Below are 1,844 nucleotides of genomic sequence, written 5' to 3'. Positions count from 1 at the left end.
TGCTCATCTATCAAAGCCTCTCGATCCCATTTTTCTTTAAGTCCTTATCTAGTAAGCTTTTGAGCCCTTCAGTTTCTCAAATTTTTGGCTTTGATAAGCAAAATTAATCACACTAAGTCCGTCAGAGCCGATTATTTCTTAAATTTGCTCTTTTTCTGTCTTGACATTGGGAAGTACTATACCTTACCTTAGACTCCATCGAAGTGCAAAGTCATTGCTGTTGATTTTCGCCACGTTTATATCTTTGGCGGCTCATTTCATTGTACGACTTGCGATATTCGACAAGATGGTAAACTAGAAGAATAAGGTTTGACTATGTGGTTAGTTGTTGATATTCAGTAATTTTCCACTGGCTGGGCTAAAGATTTTTTTGTGTACCTGTAATTCCTTTTCTCAATTATGTCAATTTTAATTTTATGCTCTTGAGGATAAACATGGAAAACACTTCATTAACGATAAAATTAGAGGCTGAGTCTAACTGCAAATTTCCCCCCACAGATATGCTTCCGTTTAACACTGAAGCATTCATGGGCAGTAAGCGGGAACAATTCCACTGTATGCTAAATCTGGAAACTTATCCGCAAGCTTTGCCAGATGTTTTAAAATTAGCAGAGAGTTACTTTAAAGAGAGTAGCGACTATTCTAAATATCCAGGGTTTAGTTATAGTCTTGATGCCTTTGAAGATTGGTTAAATTATGAATACAATAAAGCTCTTTCCTCAACCAAAAAAGACTACTGGCTAGATTCAGGAGAATTATGGAATGGATTAAATGTAGGCCGATTTTCTCAAGAATTGGTATTAGTACGATTGCTTCAAAATGCTCCATTTGCCTTGTTGGATGGAGTATGGCTAACCAATATCCTTCCTTGCGGTCCGAGTAACCAGGTGGAGTGTATGCTCTTTCGTATTCGTATGGATGAAGGAGGCAATGGAATATTTGAGCAGCATCACCCTAACCTCTACGATCGAACAATTAAAAATCTTGGTATTGACCTCGCTCCGGTGGAAAGTCGTGCTTTTATTGAAAACTCTAACCTGATGGATTTTGCCTTTGAAGAGCCAGTGTTTCAACTCGCTGTAGGAATGTTTCCTCGGCGTTTCTTTCCAGAATTATTGGGTATGACACTTTATTTAGAGTGGGGGGAAACTCCCGTTTCTCTACAACTGGCTAAGTGTCTAGAAGGTCGCAATATCAACCCCTTCTACTACACAGTTCATAAGAAGGTTGACAATATCAAGGATGGGCATGGCTTTATAGCGAAAAAAGCCGTAGAACTCTATTTGCAGATGATTTTAGATCGCGAGGGAGAAGAGCAGGTACCACTATATTGGCAACGAATTTGGCAGGGCTATCATACCTGGGAAAAGCTTGGTATTGCCTTTGAGCAGAATACACAAACTCATTTGGCAGCTTTGAAAGATTTACTAGATTAGTTCTTGATGGCAAGCTATTTTATATAACGTGAGTCTCTCCCGTACTTAAGGTGATAATTTTTGCTAATCAGTTGGTCTTTTAGCTTCAGTAGTGGGAAGCTCAACGCTCTGAGGCTAATAAGTTAGTTTTTATATCTATGACTAAGCTAAAGCCGTCATACCACAGGCTTTGCCAACCATCTATTAGATTTTGCGATCACCTCAAGTACGGGAGAGCCAATTTATTCAAGGAAGAACTGGTATAATTTGATTCGATCGCTAAGTCAGGCGGTGGATCGGTTTGCAAATCTATTATTTTGCTTCTGACTAGCGATTCATTTTGAATATAAAAACATGGTTCGATCGCACTGGTTAAATCTTCCCGTTCCAATAGTAAAGCACCCAATTCCATAATCTCAATTTCTAGCG

General features: G+C 38.9%; 1 protein-coding gene and 1 pseudogene. One reads left to right on the top strand and one right to left on the bottom strand.

What is annotated here, in order from left to right; genetic code table 11:
* Positions 1-557 precede the first annotated feature (557 nt).
* Positions 558-1,436, top strand: coding sequence for an iron-containing redox enzyme family protein (locus H6S82_RS31535; protein ID WP_190471624.1), 879 nt, complete (start codon positions 558-560; stop codon positions 1,434-1,436).
* Positions 1,437-1,632: 196 nt separating this feature from the next.
* Here H6S82_RS31535 and H6S82_RS31530 read toward each other — a convergent pair.
* Positions 1,633-1,844: pseudogene (locus tag H6S82_RS31530) on the bottom strand (Uma2 family endonuclease); the annotation flags it as partial.

This window comes from Planktothrix sp. FACHB-1355 (genome assembly GCF_014748295.1).
In the GTDB taxonomy this organism is placed as follows: Bacteria; Cyanobacteriota; Cyanobacteriia; order Cyanobacteriales; family Aerosakkonemataceae; genus Aerosakkonema; species Aerosakkonema funiforme_A.
This window is presented reverse-complemented; position numbering and strand designations above follow the sequence as displayed.